Raw genomic sequence first — 16,226 nt, 5'->3', positions numbered from 1 at the left:
CATACGGTAACTTGCGGAATATTCCTTTTAGCGCTTAAGCAACTGGCCACTTATGGGCGAAAAAACAGAAAAGGCGACCCCTAAGCGTCTTCGAGACGCTAGAAAAAAAGGACAAGTCGCCAAATCTCAAGATTTTCCTTCTGCGATTACGTTCCTTGTGTCCATGTTCATGACCTTTTCTTTAGCGTCATTTTTTGCTGAGCATCTAGGAGGTTTTTTAGTATCCATTTTCAAAACAGCTCCCCAACAACACGACCCTCGCCTAGCCATCTATTATTTAAAAAATTGTTTGATGCTGATTCTTACTGTCTCCCTTCCTTTGCTAGGGGCTGTGGGGTTTGTGGGGTTGTTGATAGGATTTTTAGTCGTTGGCCCCACATTTTCCACAGAAGTTTTCAAACCGGATTTAAAAAAATTCAATCCCATTGAAAATCTCAAACAGAAGTTTAAGATCAAAACTTTCATTGAATTGCTTAAGTCCATTTTTAAAATTTCTGGAGCAGCATTAATTCTCTATATTGTTCTAAAAAATCGTGTAGAGCTAGTTATTGAAACAGCAGGGGTTCCTCCTCTGGTTACGGCTCAAATCTTTAAAGAGATTCTTTACAAGGCCGTTACCTCCATTGGTATGTTTTTCCTTGTTGTTGCGGTGATAGACCTTGTTTATCAACGACATAGTTTTGCTAAAGAACTCAAGATGGAAAAATTCGAAGTAAAACAAGAATTTAAAGATACTGAAGGGAACCCAGAGATTAAAGGACGACGTCGTCAAATTGCACAAGAGATCGCCTACGAAGACACATCCTCTCAAATTAAACATGCGAGCGCTGTAGTATCTAACCCTAAAGATATTGCTGTAGCAATCGGCTATATGCCTGAAAAATACAAGGCCCCATGGATTATAGCCATGGGGGTAAACTTAAGAGCCAAAAGGATTATTGCGGAAGCCGAGAAGTATGGGGTTCCCATCATGAGGAACGTCCCCTTAGCACACCAGCTTTTAGATGAAGGAAAAGAGTTGAAGTTTATTCCTGAGAGCACATATGAAGCGGTTGGGGAAATCCTTCTTTACATCACTTCTCTTAATGCGCAAAACCTTGAGAATAAAAACATTAACCAATTCGATAATCTGTAATGAACAAGCTACTCAATTTTGTCAGTAGAACATTCGGGGGAGACGCAGCCCTGAATATGATAAACAAGTCCAGCGACCTCATCCTTGCTATGTGGATGTTGGGTGTGGTCTTGATGATCATTTTACCATTGCCTCCAGTTATGGTGGACTTCATGATCACCATTAACTTGGCAATCTCCGTGTTCTTGCTGATGGTTGCCCTATATATCCCTAGCGCATTACAACTTTCTGTTTTCCCTTCCTTACTTCTGATTACGACTATGTTCCGCTTAGGGATCAATATTTCTTCCTCCAGACAGATCCTTCTACATGCTTATGCGGGAAACGTTATCCAAGCCTTCGGGGACTTCGTCGTTGGAGGAAACTATGTTGTTGGATTTATTATCTTCCTTATCATCACAATCATCCAGTTTATTGTGGTGACAAAAGGAGCCGAAAGGGTCGCGGAGGTTGCTGCTCGATTCCGATTGGATGCTATGCCTGGTAAACAGATGGCTATCGATGCGGATCTTCGCGCAGGAATGATTGATGCAACACAAGCTCGTGATAAACGAGCACAAATTCAAAAGGAAAGTGAACTGTATGGAGCCATGGACGGAGCCATGAAGTTCATCAAAGGAGACGTGATTGCCGGAATTGTTATTTCCTTGATTAACATCGTTGGGGGCCTCGTCATTGGAGTCACTATGAAAGGCATGACGATGGCTCAAGCGGCTCACATTTATACACTCATTACTATCGGAGATGGACTAGTTTCTCAAATCCCCTCCCTATTAATCTCTTTAACCGCAGGTATTGTAACCACTCGAGTATCCAGTGATAAAGATACCAACCTTGGTAAAGAAATTTCTAGCCAGTTAGTTAAAGAACCTCGAGCACTGCTCCTTTCCGCAGCAGCTACATTAGGAATCGGGTTCTTTAAAGGATTCCCGTTATGGTCATTTGCTTTAATGGCCGTTCTTTTTGCCGTGTTGGGAATTTTATTGATTACTAAGAAAAATGCCCCCGGGAAAAAAGGAGGCTCCAGCTCTTCCACTACCGTGGGAGCTGCCGACGGAGCTGCCGCCTCTGGAGAAAATTCCGATGACTACGCGCTAACTCTCCCCGTGATTCTTGAGCTCGGAAAAGATCTATCTAAACTCATTCAACAAAGAACTAAATCAGGGCAAAGCTTTGTGGATGACATGATTCCTAAAATGCGCCAGGCTTTGTATCAAGATATTGGGATTCGTTACCCAGGAATCCATGTACGTACAGACTCTCCTTCTTTAGAGGGAAATGACTATATGATTCTTCTCAACGAAGTCCCCTATGTTCGAGGAAAAATTCCACCTAATCATGTGTTAACGAACGAAGTAGAGGAGAACCTTTCTCGTTACAATTTGCCTTTCATTACCTACAAAAATGCCGCCGGATTGCCTTCTGCCTGGGTTAGCACCGATGCTCTTGCTATTTTAGAAAAAGCGGCTATTAAATACTGGTCTCCTCTTGAAGTGATTATCCTTCACCTTTCCTACTTCTTCCATAAAAACTCTCAAGAATTTCTGGGAATTCAAGAAGTACGCTCTATGATTGAATTTATGGAACGTTCTTTTCCAGATCTTGTTAAAGAGGTTACACGCCTTATCCCTCTACAGAAACTTACGGAAATCTTTAAACGTTTGGTTCAAGAGCAAATTTCCATCAAAGATTTGCGAACCATTTTAGAATCACTAAGCGAATGGGCTCAAACAGAAAAAGATACTGTTTTGCTCACTGAATATGTCCGGTCTTCATTAAAACTGTACATCAGTTTCAAATTTTCTCAGGGACAGTCTGCTATCTCCGTCTACCTACTGGATCCTGAAATTGAAGAAATGATTCGAGGAGCAATCAAACAAACTTCTGCTGGATCCTATTTGGCCTTGGATCCCGATTCCGTTAACCTTATTTTAAAATCTATGCGAATGACCATCACCCCAACACCTCCTGGTGGTCAGCCTCCAGTGCTGTTGACAGCAATTGATGTGAGAAGATATGTACGAAAATTAATCGAGACAGAATTCCCTGACATTGCTGTGATTTCTTATCAAGAGGTTTTACCTGAAATTAGAATCCAGCCTTTAGGAAGAATTCAAATTTTCTAACCGCGAGGTAAGAAGAGATGACAGCATCTGGAGGAGCTGGAGGGTTAGGCGGCGCCCAAACAGTGAACGTGTCTCAAGCGCAAGCTGCTGCGGCTGCAGAAGATGTAAAAGAGATTATCGGCTCTCAAGAATCTTCTGAAGCCAGCATGATTAAAGGAAATGATGACTTTACTAATCCAGCAGCAGCCCCGCGAGTCAAAAAAAAAGAAGAAAAATTTCAATCATTAGAGGCTCGCCGTAAAACGACAGATAAGTCGAATGCAAAATCCGAGAGCACTGAGGAGAAAGGTGACACCCCTCTTGAAGACAGGTTCACGGAAGATTTGTCTGAAGTTTCTGGACAAGATTTTAAAGGACTAAAGAACGAACTCAGCGATGAGTCCTCCTCAGACGACGTGCTGGAGCTGTTGTCACAAAAATTTTCAGACCCCACCATCAAAAATCTCGCGCTTGACTACCTGATTACGACAAGTCCTCCTGATGGGAAGCTACGAGCTGCTCTCATTCAGGCTAAACAAACTCTTTTCCAACAGAATCCTCAAGCGATTGTCGGAGGGCGTAATGTCCTTATAGCATCCGAAGCTTTTGCTTCTAAAGCAAATACCTCTCCATCGTCATTGCGCTCCCTTTATCTCCAAGTCACCTCTGGTCCCTCTAATTGCTCTACATTACGTCAAATGCTCTCTTCCTACACACCTAGCGAAAAAACGGTTGTTTTAGATTTTTTAGTCGGCGGAATGGTGGCAGACCTCAAATCTGGAGGCCCTTCTATTCCACCTGCGCAACTGCAAGTATATATGACGGAACTTAGTAATCTACAAGCGTTGAACTCTGTAGATAACTTTTTTGATAAGCATACAGGAGGGATACTAAACAACCTGAAAAACGAAGGGTTCTCCCCTCCTCCGTCCGTAACTCCTAAAAATCTTGCTCAGACGTTTTTTAAGTTAGTGGAGGATAAGTTCCCCTCCTCGATGAAAACGCAAAAATTGTTATCCGAGCTTGTGGGCCAAGAAACTACTATACAAACCGAAGTGTTAAATCTATTTTTCCGAGCGCTTAGCGGATGCTCTCCTAGAATATTTCTGGGGGCAGAGAAAAAACAACAACTTGGGACTATTATTACAAATACGTTAGATGCGGTGAATGCCGATAATGAAGATTATCCTAAACCAGGAGATTTCCCAAGAGCTCCTATCTTCCCTCAACCGCATGCCACCGAGCAGTCTATACTGTCAGAGTCTTCGTCTCCGCCAGCAGCCCAGTAGAAATCGCCTAAAAAGAGAGTTTTTATTGCTATGCAAAATCAATTCGAACAACTTCTTACAGAACTTGGCGATCAGCTCAACAGCCCGCTCTCTCCAGACGAAAACAACGCTTGTGTTGTGCGCTTCGGGTATAACGATGTTGCTGTACAAATTGAAGAGGATGGTAATTCTGGATTCTTGATTGCAGGAGTGATCCTTGGGAAACTCCCGGAGAATACGTTTAGACAAAAAGTATTTAAGGCTGCTTTATCCATCAATGGTTCTCCCCAGTCAAATATTAAAGGAACGATGGCTTATGGCGAAATTTCTAATCAACTGTACCTATGCGATCGCCTCAACATGACTTATCTAAATGGAGAAAAATTGGCTCGCTACCTAGTGCTTTTTTCTCAACACGCTAAAATTTGGATGCAGGCGCTTGCAAAAGGAGAGCTCCCCGATCTACATGCCCTAGGTATGTATCACTTACTGTAGACTATGCCATTACTATCTCGCGCCCTACGCATCATCCAGAACTCTCCTATTCGGAAGGTTTGGAACCAAATAGATACCTCTCCTAAACATGGCGTGTGCGTCCCGCTTTTCTCCCTCCATACTCAAAGTAGTTGCGGTATAGGGGAGTTTCTCGACCTCATCCCTATGATTGACTGGTGTACTAATCACGGCTTTCAAATTCTTCAAATTCTTCCTATTAACGATACCGGATCTTGCTCGAGCCCTTACAATAGTATTTCTTCTACAGCTCTTAATCCTTTACACCTATCGATATCCGCTCTTCCTTACCAGGATGAAGTCCCTTTCGCAGAAACAACCCTAAGTACATTGCGAAAACTCTCCCGACTTCCGCGCGTAAATTATGAAAAAGTGCTTTCGATAAAAAGGAAATTTTTTAAGGAATACTTCCGAGTTTGTAAAAAGAAAAACTTAACTAGCCACGCAGATTTCTACGCTTTTTGTGAAAAAGAAAACTATTGGTTGCATCCCTATGCTATTTTTTGTTCCATTCGAGAACACCTAAACTACCTTCCGATCAATCTCTGGCCAGCCACTTATACAGATCTTTCGTACATTGCACAGCACGAGCGTACCTTTTCCGAAGATATAGAATTCTACTCCTATCTACAGTATCTCTGCTTCAAACAAATGAAACGCGTACGCGAACATGCTGATGAGAAAGGCTGCCTCATTAAAGGCGATATCCCCATCCTAATCAGCAAAGACAGCTGTGATGTCTGGTTTTACAGAAAATACTTTTCCTCTTCCGAATCGGTTGGAGCTCCTCCGGATTTTTATAATACGGAAGGACAAAACTGGCACCTACCCATTTATAATATGAAAGCTTTGCAACAAGATGGTTATCGTTGGTGGCAGGAGCGCTTGCGTTATGCGGAAAATTTTTACTCTTTATATCGTTTGGATCATGTCGTAGGCCTGTTTAGATTTTGGGTATGGGATGCTTCAGGACGTGGGCGATTTGAACCTGATGATCCCAAAGATTACCTAGCCCAAGGGCAAAGTATTTTGTCCCACTTGTTAAAGGCATCGTCCATGTTACCCATAGGAGAAGATTTAGGCTCTATCCCAAGAGATGTAAAACACATGCTTGAATCTTTGGCCATATGCGGCACCCGAATTCCACGTTGGGAACGTGATTGGGAAGGCTCTGGCGCTTACACCCCGTTCGATCAATATGATCCTTTGTCTGTTACAAGCATCTCAACACACGACTCCTCCACCTTGGCCTTATGGTGGCAAGAATCTCCACAAGAAGCCCAAACATTTGCTCAATTTTTAGGGCTGCCCTACACCCAATCCCTTTCTTTGCATAATCATACCGAAATTCTCAAACTATCTCATAAAACCTCTTCCATTTTTCATATCAATCTTATCAATGACTACCTTGCTCTATGTCCGGATTTAATCTCGAACGATCCTTTACAAGAAAGAATCAATCTCCCTGGCACCATTTCAAAAAATAATTGGACGTACCGACTCAAACCTTCTATTGAACAATTATCCGTTCATTCCAAGCTAAATTCTTTACTTGAGGCCTTTTTTTGAAGGGTCTAGGTATTTTTATTTTGAACTACATTTTCTGCTTCATTTTCACGAAAACTTCTTCCCGATATATTAAAAAAGGTCTAACATAGTTTCTTTTTGTTATAGTTGCCCTGTCGAGAGATAGTGGCTAGTGAATATAGGGAAGTCATGTCGAAGAAATGTGCACTTACAGGAAGAAAGCCTCGTCGCGGCTATAGCTATGCTATCCGAGGGATTTCTAAAAAGAAAAAAGGAATCGGTTTAAAAGTTACAGGAAGAACGAAACGTTGTTTCCTTCCCAATATGATGACTAAGAGACTTTGGTCTACAGAAGAAAATCGCTTCCTTAAATTTAAGATTTCTGCAGCAGCGCTACGTTTAGTTGATAAATTAGGACTAGATAAAGTTGTTGCGCGAGCTAAAAGTAAAGGTTTTTAGCGTCCCGTATGCATGCTGAGATTTTCTCTCAGCATGCGCATTCTCTACCTGACAAAAGCTTTTTTAGGAAAGCAGGAAGGCTTTTTTGAATTTTTGAATAAACAGACCGCGACGTGTTTTCCTTACGCTCTTTGGTGGATTATCTGCGTGCTCAACAAGAGCTCATAGATGTCCATGTCCTTGTAGATCCTTATCTAGAAATAGCTGAGATTCATCGCAGAGTCGTAGAGAACGAAGGCCCCGCCCTTCTTTTTCACAACGTGAAAGGTTCTCCCTTTCCCGTGCTCACTAATCTATTCGGAACTCAGAAACGTGTAGACCTTCTATTTCCCGATCTTTCCTCTCATCTTTTAGATCAGGTTGTCAGCCTACTGACCTCCTCCCCCTCTTTCTCCTCTTTATGGAAACACCGCTCCCTTCTAAAACGAGGCCTTTCTTCTTTAGGACTACACAAACGACGTTTCCGACCTTCCCCTTTTCTTTGGCGAGATCCCCCCAACCTCTCCCAGCTTCCCATGCTCACGAGCTGGCCAGAAGATGGAGGCCCTTTTTTAACACTCCCTCTAGTTTACACGCAGTCGCCCGAGAATGGTGTTCCTAATTTGGGAATGTACCGCATGCAACGCTTCGATGAACATACCTTAGGGTTGCATTTCCAAATTCAAAAAGGAGGTGGTGCTCATTTCCTTGAAGCGGAGAAAAAACAACAAAATCTTCCTGTCACAGTTTTCCTTTCAGGCAACCCCTTTTTGATCCTATCTGCAATTGCCCCTCTCCCAGAAAACGTCCCAGAGCTAGTTTTCTGTTCTTTTTTACAAAACAAAAAGCTCTCCTTTATAGAAAAAGATCCTTTATCTCAGCATCCGCTTCTATGTGATGCTGAGTTCATTCTGACAGGAGAAGCTCTCGCAGGACAGCGTCGTCCTGAAGGACCTTTCGGGGATCATTTCGGGTACTATAGTCTAACACATGATTTTCCAGTTTTTAACTGTAAACGTTTGTATCACAAAAAGGATGCTATCTATCCTGCCACTATCGTAGGAAAACCCTTTCAGGAAGATTTTTTTCTTGGGAACAAGCTTCAAGAAATCCTTGATCCTCTTTTCCCACTGATTATGCCCGGGGTTCGCGCTCTCAAAAGCTACGGAGAAGCAGGATTTCATGCAGTGGCTGCTGCTATAGTTAAAGAGCGCTACTGGAAGGAAGCCTTACGATCCTCTTTACGAATACTTGGGGAAGGGCAACTATCTTTAACAAAATTTTTGTGGATTACAGATCAATCCATAGATTTAAATCACTTCCCTAGCCTATTAGAATGCGTATTAGAGCGCATGCGCTTTGATCGAGATCTTCTTATCCTTTCAGACACCGCTAATGACACTCTAGATTACACTGGACCAGCCTTAAATAAAGGTTCTAAAGGCATTTTTTTAGGAGTCGGAACACCAATCCGATCTTTGCCCCGACAATACCGAGGCCCTTCTCTTCCTGGAGTCTTTCGCATAGGAGTATTTTGTGGAGGATGTTTAGTTCTAGAAACTTCTCCTCAGGACATAGACATTTCCTTATTACTCAAGGAACCTTACTTAGAGCAGTGGCCTTTAATCGTTCTATCAGAAGACCTATCCAAAACTCTTTCTAGTACGAAAGAGTTTTTATGGCGAACATTCACACGATCATCCCCAGCAACGGACTTGCATATCCCTGTGAGTGGCACAACAAATCATAAGATACACTACCGCCCTCCTATGATTCTAAATGCCCTCATGAAACCTTCTTATCCTAAAGAGCTTGAATCAGACGAAGCAACACAAAAGCTTGTTGCGTCTCGTTGGCATCAGTACTTTTCTTAAAAAAGATCCTCTTTTTTCAAAAAAGACCGTTTTTTGTTTTGTTTTTAATTAAAAGAAAATAAATACACGTAAAAAAATTATATTATTAATAACTATTCATGAGTAGATTAAACACAGCACCTTATCGAGGTGTCAAGGAGCTAAACATAAGCAAATGAAAAAAACAAAACACCTTATTTATAAAATCTCGGTCAGCCTAGCCTCCCTCTTTATCGGAGGGTGTTTATTAAAAGCCCCTGCCCCGAATCCATCCGCAGATACCTTTCAAACGTTTCTTGAATCCCAAGAACCGGTGATTTTTGCTAAACAATGCGGCGATAATATTACTCAAGTTCTCTGTGATGCGATAAATTCTGCTCAAAAAGAGATCTTTCTAAGTATCTATGATCTTTCTATCCCCGCTATCACGACGAGTTTGAAAAAGCAAGTAACAGCGCAAATTCCTGTGTGTATTCATTACCAGCGTATCGCAAAAAATGCAGATTTCTCACCCTCTCCCTACCTTACCCTAGTAGAACATCCGCCCGTAGGAAGAAAACTCATGCACCAAAAAACCATGGCCATAGATGGAGAAACCGCCTGGCTAGGATCTGCAAATTTTACATTAGCCTCCTTAGAAAAAAGCGCAAATCTCATTATTGGATTGAAAAGCCCAGAACTTTGTCATTTCATCAAGACACAAACCTCTGGCCGCTGCTCCATTAATAACCAACCTATTGAATACTTTTCCTTAGATGAAGGAAATTCTTCTGCTTTAGATAAAGTACTCCACCACATTCGCGCTGCTAAGGAATCCATCCAAATTGGCATGTTTGCTCTTACCCTTCCACAAATTATTGGAGAATTGAATTCTGCACAGAACCGTGGCGTTGACGTGGAGATCCTAGTCGACAGGGGATTTAAATCCTTCCTCGTACAACAAATTAAACAGTTGGAGAACCCTAGTCTTTCTATCTATGAAAAAGTAACCCCATACCAACTTCATCATAAATTCGGCATTTTCGATAAAAAGACTCTTATCACAGGATCTGTAAACTGGTCTGAGAATGGATTTCTTCTCAATACAGAAGACATGATTGTTATAGAAAATCTTACAGAACGACAACAACGTAAACTACAAGATATCTGGGATGGATTAGTGAAAGAATGTGCTTTGTATTACTCTCCAGGTCGAGAAGAGGAACAACCCCCTTTAATTATTCCATTCCCTCCGAGCGAGAAAAAACAAGCTGCCTGATGACATCTGCAAGGTTACTCGCATTCTTTATTGGGAAATAGCGATAAAGTCATTTCCAGGATTCCTTCATTGCGAGCAATCACCCAGGCCTCTGCAGCATGAGCTATTGCTTGTGCTGCAGCAGAGCCAATACGAATGGATTTTTTAGTTTTTTTTGTAATCCGTGATCCTAAAGACTTCGAATGCTCCGTTTCATCATCCCAAGACCACTCGATAGTTCCTCCCATCTGAAGTTTTTGAAAGTCCAACCGAAAATGCCGTAGTTGACCCAACAAAACTTTAGTTTGCTTTTTAGTTAGAATTTTAAATCTATGACGTTGTTTTTTTTCTCGATCTTCCTGTTCCGCAATGGCTAACAAAGCCATGCGCAAGGATTCATTACGAGAGATCTCTTCTGCAATTTTTTCTGATATACTCGTAGACTTGCGTTCTTGAGGATCTTTGGCAATCCCTTGAAAGATCATCGATCCATAAGGATCAAAAGGGATAATTCTCACGAATCACCTCCAGCATCCTCTGTTTTATTCGCTTTATCCTGCTCTTGCTCTTGTTCCCCATCCCCTCTGTTATCTTCTGCAGATTCTTGACTATCATCATATGCAGCAAATACTTCTGGTTTTCCTTGTACAGAAAAACGCGAAGAGACACTGAAAGGAGAGGGTGCGGTGAAAATAATCGCTGGATCAACAGCCACATTACGGTATTGATAGATTAACGGATCGGGAGGACCTCCAGGACCTTTACGATGCTCCACAATGGTCTGGTAATCCTCTGTAGAAATGGGGATAGGAGCTAATACCGCCATTCCTAAATGAGAAGGAAACTGATAAGCAGAACTGATTGTATCCTGGCCTACCACCTCTGCTGAAACAGAAATCATCCCAGTACTTTTGTCTTGAATCAGATCTTGTTCCGTATTAGCATCCTGTTCTATAAACGATGCACTATGTTGAACTGCAAAAGGAAGTTCGTTAACATCCCAGGGAGCTTCCCCTAATGGGAACCTGTAAGAAGCCTCTTCATGTAAACTTGTTGTTGGCAAAAAGACTGCCGAGGTTTTTTCCTGGGCATTGAAAGATATACTTCCTAACCGCGAACCGTCTTCCCAAACATCCTCTTTCCTTTCCTTTTTAGCAAAATGGTGCGGGATGGTTCCTGAAAATTTAGGTTCTGGAAATTGTGTAGCTCCTAACCCTTCTGTAGAAGAAGCAACAAAAAAAGCCATTCCCTGACCAGAACTTAGTAGCGCTGCCATCATCTTTGCCATAGCAGCCATCTCTTCTAAAGAGAGCTTCTCTTTCTGCTTCTCCCCTTCTAAAGACGTAGGATCCTGGACCACAGAGTTCACCAATCCTTCCATGGATGCACTTGCCGTCTGATTACTCATGTCGGACACATCCACCATTCCTTCGTTCCCTACAGAGGGGGCTCTACGTAAAAGAGAAGAGGTCTCAATATTAGGATCTAAAAGGGTCGAAACCATTTCACCGCCTAATCGAGCTTCTGTCCAAGCATTAATCGTGTGCTCATTTAAAGAAGCTGCGCGCACAGTAGGATTAAAAGAGGCTAGAGTTGTGATCTCGCTAGCCGATAGCTTCTCCACAGAGACGGGATCATGCAATGTTGCTACTGAGGAAATCGAAGATAGCGAAGTGGATCCTAAACGATTTTCTGTTATGGAAGAAACTCCAGACGTTGTACTCCATAACCCTGAAGCCCCAAGATAAAAATTTTGCATCTCGGGAGAAACTCGATTTCCTTTTTTCTTAACGTATTCCATTTGGCTGGGAATCATGGACATCCCTTCCCCATTGGCTTCAGCCTTACGTGCAGAAATACGCGAGGCGCGTGTCCCGAATCCTATTAGAAATCCTTTAGTACCAGCACGCACCTTAGAAAAACTTCCTTTCAACTTGGCTTTAGGAGATTTCGAAGTTTTATCAAGAGTTTTTTTGTATTTACCCTCGGCTTGCTGCAGATCCGTAATATAATCCGTCTCCGCCCCGGAGCTTATCAAGGCTTGCTGTTCTGCAGCAGAAGTCTCCTTGGCCTGGGATGCTCCAGAAGCTTCTTTAGCAGCATTAGTAGATGCAGCCTGTCTCCCCATCAAAATTGAAGGATCAAAATCCGGTGTTGCAGGAGATACGTTACCACTTCCAAAAACAGACATAAATATTTCCTTAAAAAATAAAAAGCCGGTGAATGGTAACAATAATTTTAAACTGAAACAGTTAATTATAAAAACAAAACTATCGCGCGTTAAAAATCATTTAGACAAAAAAAAACGCAAGGCGAGTATGCCTTGCGAAAAAAACCAAAAAAATGGATGAGAAGGAAAAAGCGGGTAGATGCAATAAAGCGCATCTCTGTAGCCCTAAACAGGCACTCATGCCTAACCGCTCAGTTATAAAGATTTTGGAGATCTTTATGACTAAGCGGTCTTTGGGACCTATATGTACACCCAGGCCCTCCGTCTTTCCATTGTGAGTAATCCCACTGACTAGTTTTTTATTAGCTCTTTTCCCTTAATTACAATTTTACAGAATACCTACCAAAATTATGTACATCCGTCTCTACAAACCCATTCTGATAAGTGAACACCAAAATGTGGTCAGGATTTGGAGAATTTTGCTTATCTAAGAGTGAGTGGACCAGAGCGTCGAACTCTTCCGCTCGCTTTCTAAGAGTCTCTTTTTCTTCCAAGTCCGTGCTATAGTAATGTTTTGGCCCCTTTGGAGTTCTATTCTCGATAGAGCCCGGGAAATATTTCCTGGTCTTACGCCCAATCACTTGCGCCAGCTTACGACTACCTCTTTTTTTCATGAGCAGAAACCAGAATGGTTTTATTTCAAAATATATTTTAATTTTAATTAGAATCGCTTTTTATAAAAACTATAAAACGCGCTCTTCTAATTAAACCCCTTTTATCTTTTCCTCCCCCTCTATTGCCGTAAATCGCTCTATCTTTTATATTCCAGATGCAAACATCTAACTATTGAGGCTCTCATTCCTCTACCCAAAAACCTCCTCCCATCTCTATTCAAAATCTTCTCTGAGAATCTTTCGCGTATAACGCTACTCTCCATTTCGTTGCTCAGTTTTCTCTTGTTTCCCCGATATTTTCCTGAATGGCGGCCAGTGTATTTTGCTCCTTTGGTCGTCACTACTTTTTATTCTCATCCTAAAGAACGCGTTCTTCTTTGGGCAATGCTCTCTGGTCTTCTCTGCGATATGGGATCCACTTGCTTTATGGGTATCCAAGCATTTCTTTATGTAAGCACCTCTCTTATCCTGTACAAAACACAAAAGTTCTTTATAAAAGAGCGTTGGATCTCTCTTCCTTTAATTAGCGCACTGTTTGCTCTTACCTTCTATTTCCTGTCCTACCCTGTGCTTGCTTTTTTCAATCGCCCTCTTTGCTTATACGGAATGACTTTTCTCGCTGATTTACAACATGTAATCTTAGTAGACCTTCCCTACGGCACATTTCTCAGTCTTCTGACTCAAAAAAAGTCTTTCACTCCTCAGATCTAATTCTTTCTCTATCTTCTAATAAGTTTTAAAAATTCATCTGCTTTTGTACACTGGACTGGAGGATGATCTTCTCAGCTTCCTCGAACAACGGATAAAACCTCTTAACTCTGTATTTGTGCATGTTATTAAAGGGCGCTCCAGCTGCTAACTGTATTCTAGCAACAATCAAAGACCAGATTCAGTCCCATTCGGGAGCTCCAGGTCTTGCTGTTGTCTTGGTAGGAAACAACCCTGCCTCAGAAATTTACGTAAGCATGAAAGTGAAGCGCGCCACAGATTTAGGAATGGTATCTAGATCTTACCGAAAACCTTCAGATGCTACCCTTTCGGATATTCTAGCACTTATCCATCAGCTCAACTGCGATGAAGATATCCATGGTATCCTTGTTCAACTTCCTCTTCCTAAACATTTGGATACTCAAGCTATTCTTTCCTCCATTTCTCCCGATAAAGATGTCGATGGCCTACATCCTACAAACGTAGGCAAACTGCTTCTTGGAGAAACAGATGGGTTTGTTCCTTGCACTCCCGCAGGGATTGTTGAGCTTCTCAAATATTATGAAATTTCTCTCTACGGGAAACACGTTGTTATCTTAGGACGTAGTAATATTGTAGGAAAACCTCTAGCAGCTTTACTTATGCAAAAACATGCCGATACGAATGCTAGTGTAACCGTCCTTCATAGCCAGTCCGAACATATCTCAGAGATCACGAGAACTGCAGATATTCTTGTTTCCGCCATTGGTGTACCTCTTTTTGTAACCCGAGAAATGATCTCTGAAAAAACCATTGTGATCGATGTGGGCACGTCAAGAATCCCCGCAGCTAATCCTAAAGGGTATTCACTTGCTGGTGATGTAGATTTTAATAATGTTGCGCCAGTTTGCCAGGCAATAACTCCTGTCCCCGGAGGGGTTGGCCCAATGACCGTTGCCCTGCTAATGAGAAATACATGGGAAAGTTTTTCACGTCATACGTGCTAATCTGTGCTCTGTTCTTGATTCAGGCCTGCTCTCCTCCTTCAAAAACAACTTTTGAAGGAGTCCGCATGACTATCCCTTACCGCATTGTATTTGGAGGAACGCTCTCCCCTCACCAAGTAAAACAGGCTCAAAAAGAAATCGATCGCGTTTTTAACCACATTGATCAGATATTCAATAATTGGAATCCTTGCTCTGAAATTTCGCGCATTAATCGAGCCGACACAAGCTCTCCTATCCCCTTATCTCCAGAGCTTTTTTCCTTTTTATGTGAAATCGACCGATTTCATACCATTTCTGATGGACGTTTTGATCCCACATTAGGAGCCTTAAAAAATTTATGGTTGCTTCACCTGAAATCCCAAACACTCCCTCCTCAAGACCTCCTTCAATCTTACAAGCAGAACACAGGCTGGCATCTACTCTCTCTTGATAAAACCCAGCAAACGTTAAAAAAACTGTCTCCACTTGTCCAATTAGATCTTTGTGGAGCCGTCAAAGGATTTACAGTGGATTTATTAGGACTTGTCTGCTCCCAATTTTGTCAAAATTATTATGTAGAATGGGGAGGAGAAATCAAGGTCGCTGGGAAGCACCCCTCCGGAAGACTTTGGGCCGTTGCTTCATCAGCAACGCCTAAGATTCTTCAGCTTAATAATCACGCCATCGCGACAAGTGGAAGCCAATACCAGAAATGGTGTGTGAATAAAAAAATCTATACACACATCCTAGATCCCGTAACTGGCACCCCTTTAGAAGAGAGTCGATATCCTATCGTAGCAGTGTCCGTGATTGATGAAAGTTGTGCTTTCGCAGATGCCATGGCTACCGCATTGACGACCTTTCCCTCTAAGAAAGAAGCCCTGGACTGGGCACAAAAGAAGGGGCTTTGCGTCTATATTACCGATAAGAATGCTTCATAGCAGCAGACAATTCCCGCTTCTTCTCTCTCTCAATTATAGCCTGCCGCTTATCATGAGCTTTCTTCCCTCGGCAACAACCAAGACGAACCTTAATAAACCCCTTAGAAAAGAAGAGGCTTAAAGGCACTATCGTTAGTCCCTTCTGAGAAATTCGGGAATCTAACTTTTGAATTTCATACTTGTGCAAGAGAAGCTTACGCTTACGACGCTCTTCATGATTATAGATATTCCCAAAACGATAAGGCGCTATACTAGACTGTAACAACCAAGCTTCTCCTTTTGAGATCGTTACATAAGCATCGCTCAGATTTCCACCATGGTCCCGCAAAGATTTGATCTCTGTTCCTGTTAAAACAATCCCTGCATCAAACGTCTCTAACACTTCATAATTGTGAAAAGCTTTACGATTCGAAACGATTTCCTTAACGCCCATGTTTTACCTCTTGAAAGCTAGAGTTAGTATAGCAAAAAGGTTTTCTTCTTAAAAGAACGGTTGTACTTCTTCCCTTTCCCAAAGGATTCGTCCTTTGTCATTGATAATAATCCTAAACTGCAAGTACCATTTGGATTTCCGCCTTCAAGGAGCTATTGCCTAAGCAGTCTTTTGTCAAGACATTTTTTACTGAGACCTGCTCCAGGAGACGACTTGTTTGCCTCCGTGCCATGAAGCTCGGTTATTCATTCCAAAAAGA

15 protein-coding genes are annotated in these 16,226 nt (G+C 42.0%); 11 read left to right on the top strand and 4 right to left on the bottom strand.

Annotated features, from left to right (window positions below; genetic code table 11):
• The first annotated feature begins 52 nt into the window (after window positions 1-52).
• From cdsU to B6E89_RS00445, 8 genes are all read left to right on the top strand, one after another.
• Complete coding sequence (cdsU, locus tag B6E89_RS00480; protein WP_035405617.1) at window positions 53-1,135, top strand: SctU family type III secretion system export apparatus subunit CdsU; 1,083 nt, start codon at window positions 53-55, stop codon at window positions 1,133-1,135.
• Window positions 1,135-3,261 (top strand): SctV family type III secretion system export apparatus subunit CdsV, encoded by a 2,127-nt coding sequence (cdsV, locus tag B6E89_RS00475; protein ID WP_035405615.1) that lies wholly within the window; start codon window positions 1,135-1,137, stop codon window positions 3,259-3,261. Before cdsU ends, cdsV begins: the two co-directional genes overlap by 1 nt.
• Window positions 3,262-3,278: 17 nt before the next feature.
• Window positions 3,279-4,529: a type III secretion system gatekeeper subunit SctW gene (gene sctW, locus B6E89_RS00470; protein ID WP_080132822.1), complete on the top strand. Its 1,251-nt coding sequence runs from the start codon at window positions 3,279-3,281 to the stop codon at window positions 4,527-4,529.
• A gap of 30 nt (window positions 4,530-4,559) precedes the next feature.
• Window positions 4,560-5,003, top strand: a complete 444-nt coding sequence (locus tag B6E89_RS00465; RefSeq protein WP_035405611.1) for a CesT family type III secretion system chaperone — start codon at window positions 4,560-4,562, stop codon at window positions 5,001-5,003.
• A 3-nt stretch (window positions 5,004-5,006) separates the two neighbouring features.
• On the top strand, window positions 5,007-6,590 hold the full coding sequence (locus tag B6E89_RS00460) for a 4-alpha-glucanotransferase (protein ID WP_080132551.1): 1,584 nt from the start codon (window positions 5,007-5,009) through the stop codon (window positions 6,588-6,590).
• Between the two features lie 147 nt (window positions 6,591-6,737).
• A complete protein-coding gene (rpmB, locus tag B6E89_RS00455) occupies window positions 6,738-7,007 on the top strand; it encodes a 50S ribosomal protein L28 (protein WP_035405607.1) in 270 nt (89 codons plus the stop codon).
• A 113-nt stretch (window positions 7,008-7,120) separates the two neighbouring features.
• Complete coding sequence (locus tag B6E89_RS00450) at window positions 7,121-8,860, top strand: menaquinone biosynthesis decarboxylase (protein ID WP_080125941.1); 1,740 nt, start codon at window positions 7,121-7,123, stop codon at window positions 8,858-8,860.
• A 154-nt stretch (window positions 8,861-9,014) separates the two neighbouring features.
• A complete protein-coding gene (locus B6E89_RS00445) occupies window positions 9,015-10,097 on the top strand; it encodes a phospholipase D-like domain-containing protein (RefSeq protein WP_080132821.1) in 1,083 nt (360 codons plus the stop codon).
• A 14-nt stretch (window positions 10,098-10,111) separates the two neighbouring features.
• Here the strand turns inward: B6E89_RS00445 and B6E89_RS00440 are convergent, their stop codons facing one another.
• The 3 genes from B6E89_RS00440 to ltuB all read right to left on the bottom strand — a co-directional run bounded on the left by B6E89_RS00440 (window position 10,112) and on the right by ltuB (window position 12,920).
• Entirely contained in the window at window positions 10,112-10,594 is a 483-nt protein-coding gene (locus tag B6E89_RS00440; protein ID WP_035405600.1) for a hypothetical protein, read from the bottom strand.
• The gene (locus tag B6E89_RS00435) at window positions 10,591-12,267 is read right to left on the bottom strand and encodes a type III secretion system effector protein (protein ID WP_080133249.1); all 1,677 of its coding nucleotides are present in this window, start codon (window positions 12,265-12,267) and stop codon (window positions 10,591-10,593) included. Before B6E89_RS00435 ends, B6E89_RS00440 begins: the two co-directional genes overlap by 4 nt.
• A gap of 359 nt (window positions 12,268-12,626) precedes the next feature.
• Window positions 12,627-12,920, bottom strand: coding sequence for a late transcription unit protein LtuB (ltuB, locus tag B6E89_RS00425; protein ID WP_080132548.1), 294 nt, complete (start codon window positions 12,918-12,920; stop codon window positions 12,627-12,629).
• Between the two features lie 267 nt (window positions 12,921-13,187).
• Here ltuB and mreD point away from each other — a divergent pair, with 267 nt between their 5' ends.
• The 3 genes from mreD (at window position 13,188) to B6E89_RS00410 (ending at window position 15,534) form a co-directional block, all read left to right on the top strand.
• Window positions 13,188-13,631: a rod shape-determining protein MreD gene (mreD, locus tag B6E89_RS00420; RefSeq protein WP_087877774.1), complete on the top strand. Its 444-nt coding sequence runs from the start codon at window positions 13,188-13,190 to the stop codon at window positions 13,629-13,631.
• A 119-nt stretch (window positions 13,632-13,750) separates the two neighbouring features.
• Window positions 13,751-14,614: a bifunctional methylenetetrahydrofolate dehydrogenase/methenyltetrahydrofolate cyclohydrolase FolD gene (gene folD, locus B6E89_RS00415; RefSeq protein ID WP_080126508.1), complete on the top strand. Its 864-nt coding sequence runs from the start codon at window positions 13,751-13,753 to the stop codon at window positions 14,612-14,614.
• The gene (locus tag B6E89_RS00410) at window positions 14,584-15,534 is read left to right on the top strand and encodes an FAD:protein FMN transferase (RefSeq protein ID WP_080131988.1); all 951 of its coding nucleotides are present in this window, start codon (window positions 14,584-14,586) and stop codon (window positions 15,532-15,534) included. Before folD ends, B6E89_RS00410 begins: the two co-directional genes overlap by 31 nt.
• Here the strand turns inward: B6E89_RS00410 and smpB are convergent.
• Complete coding sequence (smpB, locus tag B6E89_RS00405; protein WP_035405586.1) at window positions 15,512-15,967, bottom strand: SsrA-binding protein SmpB; 456 nt, start codon at window positions 15,965-15,967, stop codon at window positions 15,512-15,514. The two genes, B6E89_RS00410 and smpB, sit on opposite strands and share 23 nt — an antisense overlap.
• Window positions 15,968-16,226: the final 259 nt, after the last annotated feature.

Source organism: Chlamydia suis (assembly GCF_900169085.1).
Lineage (GTDB): Bacteria > Chlamydiota > Chlamydiia > Chlamydiales > Chlamydiaceae > Chlamydia > Chlamydia suis.
Note: the sequence above shows the minus strand (reverse complement) of the source record. Positions and strands in the feature narration are given on the sequence as shown.

Coding starts and splice junctions, on each gene's coding strand:
- cdsU (WP_035405617.1), top strand. CDS start 53: ATGGGCGAAAAAACAGAAAAGGCGACCCCTAAGCGTCTTCGAGACGCT.
- cdsV (WP_035405615.1), top strand. CDS start 1,135: ATGAACAAGCTACTCAATTTTGTCAGTAGAACATTCGGGGGAGACGCA.
- sctW (WP_080132822.1), top strand. CDS start 3,279: ATGACAGCATCTGGAGGAGCTGGAGGGTTAGGCGGCGCCCAAACAGTG.
- B6E89_RS00465 (WP_035405611.1), top strand. CDS start 4,560: ATGCAAAATCAATTCGAACAACTTCTTACAGAACTTGGCGATCAGCTC.
- B6E89_RS00460 (WP_080132551.1), top strand. CDS start 5,007: ATGCCATTACTATCTCGCGCCCTACGCATCATCCAGAACTCTCCTATT.
- rpmB (WP_035405607.1), top strand. CDS start 6,738: ATGTCGAAGAAATGTGCACTTACAGGAAGAAAGCCTCGTCGCGGCTAT.
- B6E89_RS00445 (WP_080132821.1), top strand. CDS start 9,015: ATGAAAAAAACAAAACACCTTATTTATAAAATCTCGGTCAGCCTAGCC.
- B6E89_RS00435 (WP_080133249.1), bottom strand. CDS start 12,267: ATGTCTGTTTTTGGAAGTGGTAACGTATCTCCTGCAACACCGGATTTT.
- ltuB (WP_080132548.1), bottom strand. CDS start 12,920: ATGAAAAAAAGAGGTAGTCGTAAGCTGGCGCAAGTGATTGGGCGTAAG.
- folD (WP_080126508.1), top strand. CDS start 13,751: ATGTTATTAAAGGGCGCTCCAGCTGCTAACTGTATTCTAGCAACAATC.
- B6E89_RS00410 (WP_080131988.1), top strand. CDS start 14,584: ATGGGAAAGTTTTTCACGTCATACGTGCTAATCTGTGCTCTGTTCTTG.
- smpB (WP_035405586.1), bottom strand. CDS start 15,967: ATGGGCGTTAAGGAAATCGTTTCGAATCGTAAAGCTTTTCACAATTAT.